This window comes from Limnospira sp. PMC 1279.21 (assembly GCF_032349615.1).
Lineage (GTDB): Bacteria > Cyanobacteriota > Cyanobacteriia > Cyanobacteriales > Microcoleaceae > Limnospira > Limnospira fusiformis.
The window spans coordinates 1-2,917 of record NZ_JARPLU010000306.1 but is presented as its reverse complement, the minus strand read 5'-3'; the positions used below and the strand labels follow the sequence as shown (position 1 = coordinate 2,917).

2 protein-coding genes and 2 pseudogenes are annotated in these 2,917 nt (G+C 47.0%); 3 read left to right on the top strand and 1 reads right to left on the bottom strand.

Going from position 1 to position 2,917, the window contains the following annotated elements; genetic code table 11:
• Positions 1-52: 52 nt before the first annotated feature.
• Positions 53-442, bottom strand: a pseudogene (locus P5683_RS23885) (response regulator transcription factor); the annotation flags it as partial.
• A 90-nt stretch (positions 443-532) separates the two neighbouring features.
• Here P5683_RS23885 and P5683_RS23880 point away from each other — a divergent pair.
• From P5683_RS23880 to P5683_RS23870, 3 genes and pseudogenes are all read left to right on the top strand, one after another.
• Complete coding sequence (locus P5683_RS23880; RefSeq protein ID WP_006624443.1) at positions 533-1,552, top strand: ATP-binding cassette domain-containing protein; 1,020 nt, start codon at positions 533-535, stop codon at positions 1,550-1,552.
• Positions 1,553-1,590: 38 nt separating this feature from the next.
• Positions 1,591-2,460, top strand: a complete 870-nt coding sequence (locus P5683_RS23875) for an ABC transporter permease (protein WP_006624444.1) — start codon at positions 1,591-1,593, stop codon at positions 2,458-2,460.
• Between the two features lie 106 nt (positions 2,461-2,566).
• A pseudogene (locus P5683_RS23870) lies at positions 2,567-2,902 on the top strand (MerR family transcriptional regulator); the annotation flags it as partial.
• Positions 2,903-2,917: the final 15 nt, after the last annotated feature.

Here is a 2,917-nt window from a genome sequence, read left to right as displayed (position 1 = left end):
GCTATCGTCGCATTGTCAGGCAATAGCCGGATAAATGTCGCGTAAATGTATCAGTTTTATCATCATCAGCATTTTTAGAGGGTTGGTTGCGGAGTCTAGCGCGGACTCTAGCCAGCAATTCAGCGAAGCGAAAGGGTTTAGTCACATAATCATCAGCCCCCGCCTCCAGACCCGCCACCTTGTCGCTGAGGTCATCCCTAGCGGTGAGGATGATAATGGGTAAAGTTTCCCCCTGACCGCGCAATTCTTTTAAAATCTGGAAACCGTCGCGGTCAGGAAGTCCCAGGTCTAGGATCAGCAAATCAAAGTTATGGCTACACGCCTGATCTAAAACATCTTGTCCACTATTAGCGATCGCAGTGGTAAAACCACTAGCCCGCAGTCCCTTTTCCAAAAAAGCAGCTATCCGGGGTTCATCTTCAGCAATTAAAATCCGGCTCATGGTACAAGGCCTTTAGTTAACTAACTAATACGGGCGACTGTTAAAATGTTGAGTAATGTAAATATGGGCAGCACCTAGCTTAATTGTGACATGACTCCTGCCGTTCTTATCCAAAATCTCCAAAAACGTTACGGCTCAGTAGAAGCCGTGAAAGACATTTCCTTAGAAATTCAGCCAGGGGAAATTTTTGGCTTGCTTGGTCCTAATGGCGCTGGTAAGACCACCACCCTGCGATCGCTGTGTACCTTAATCACTCCCGACGCTGGAAAATTAGCCGTTTCGGGAATTTCAGTTCTCGAGGAGCCGAAATTAGTGAGACAGCGCCTTGGCTATGTAGCCCAGGAAGTAGCCATTGATAAAGTTCTCACAGGTCGGGAACTGTTGCAACTACAAGCCTCCTTGTACCATATCCCCCGTCCTCGCATCAAAGATCGCATTGAAACTGTGTCCAATTTGCTAGGCTTGGGGGAATGGATTGATCAAAAAACCGGGACTTATTCTGGGGGTATTCGTAAGCGTTTAGATCTCGCTTCTGGACTTCTGCATCAACCTGATGTTTTGGTCCTTGATGAACCGACTGTCGGGTTAGATATTGAAAGTCGGGTGGTAGTGTGGGATTTCCTGCGACAATTGCGAGAACAAGGAATCACAGTGTTGATTACCAGCCATTATTTAGAGGAAATAGATGCTTTAGCCGATCGCGTCTCCATCATTGATAAAGGGGTAGTAATTGCCACCGGAACCCCCTCCGAATTGAAAGACAGAGTAGGAGGCGATCGCATTACCCTGAGAATTAGGGAGTTTTCCCCCTTATCAGAAGCCCAAGCCGCCAAAGCCCTATTAGAGCCGCTTCCCTGTGTCCAAGAGGTAATCATCAATCAGGCTCAGGGAAACTCTCTTAACCTCGTAGTTGCATCCCAAAATGATGCCCTATTTACCATTCAACAAGCCCTTAAAGATGCTGGCTTACCCACCTTTGGGATAGCACAATCTCGCCCTAGTTTAGATGATGTCTATTTAGCCGCGACAGGTCAAACCCTAATGGATGCAGAAATAGCCGCCGTCGCCACTCGCGACCCCAAAGCCGAGAAAAAACGCAATATGCGTTAACTTGTCTAAAATAACCTGTTAATGGAGACTTGCCAACCATGAGTAGTACCAGCATTAATCAGTTATCAACCGCTGAAATTAGACCCGAAAAAACCAATGATATCGCCGATTTTGTGCAGGAAACAGCGGCTTTAACCCGTCGTTTATTTATTCAATTAAAGCGACGACCATCAACCCTAATAGCCGGAGTAATTCAGCCATTAATGTGGTTGATTCTGTTCGGTGCATTATTCCAAAATGCCCCCCAGGGCTTATTTGGAGAAACTGATAATTATGGTCAGTTTTTGGGGGCGGGAGTGATTGTCTTTACCGCTTTTGCGGGGGCTTTAAATGCCGGATTACCGGTAATGTTTGACCGAGAATTTGGGTTCCTTAATCGGCTCCTAGTAGCGCCTTTGGCTTCCCGGTTTTCCATTGTTTTAGCCTCGGCGATTTATATTGTCACCCTCAGCTTTATTCAAACGGCGGCGATTGTCACTGTCGCCGCATTTATCGGGGCGGGATTGCCAGGAATTGCCGGATTAGCAGTAATTGCCCTGGTGGTGTTATTGTTGGTTTTGGGGGTAACGGGTTTAAGTTTAGGTCTGGCTTTTGCCCTCCCTGGTCACATTGAACTAATTGCGGTGATTTTTGTGACTAATTTACCGCTATTATTTGCTAGTACCGCCTTAGCGCCTCTGTCATTTATGCCTCGGTGGTTACAGGTGGTGGCTACCCTGAATCCATTAAGTTATGCGATCGAGCCAATTCGCTATCTTTATACCCATGAGAGTTGGTCTTTCGGTAGCGTGGTCATGGCGGCTCCTTTTGGTAATATAACTTTTGGGGTGGCTTTGGTGGTATTGTTGGCGTTTGCGATCGCCTCCTTATTAATCATTCAACCCCTGTTACGCCGTCGGTTTGCTTAATAGTCTGACCAATGCTTAAATTGCCATACCTCTTCTGTACAGGAGAGGTATGATTTCATCTCAAATTAGGTTAATATTTTAGGGCAATAGGGTCTAATAAGCGAGAATAGTTGAGGATAAACCTATTGCCAGATATGTGAAACCCAAGGAAGCGGCCCAAATCCTTGGAGTCCATGAAAGAATACTCCAAGGATGGGACAAAAATGGCTCAATCGAGACCATCAGAACTCCTGCTGGGCAACGACGATACAACGTTGAGTCTTATGCTCCCTTCTCAGGCAGTGACAAACGCAAAGTCGTTATCTATGCCAGAGTTAGTAGCCGCGCCCAGCAGTCCGACCTCAACCGACAGGTAGCCGCACTGTCCAACCTCTACCCCGAAGCAGAAGTCGTCTCCGAAAACGGAGGCGGGCTCAACTTCAAGGGAAAGAAAATGCTGGCCTGACTGGGACATCAT

Bases quoted from the DNA above. Each gene is read 5' to 3' on its own strand.
- P5683_RS23875 (WP_006624444.1), top strand. From the start codon at position 1,591: ATGAGTAGTACCAGCATTAATCAGTTATCAACCGCTGAAATTAGACCC.
- P5683_RS23880 (WP_006624443.1), top strand. From the start codon at position 533: ATGACTCCTGCCGTTCTTATCCAAAATCTCCAAAAACGTTACGGCTCA.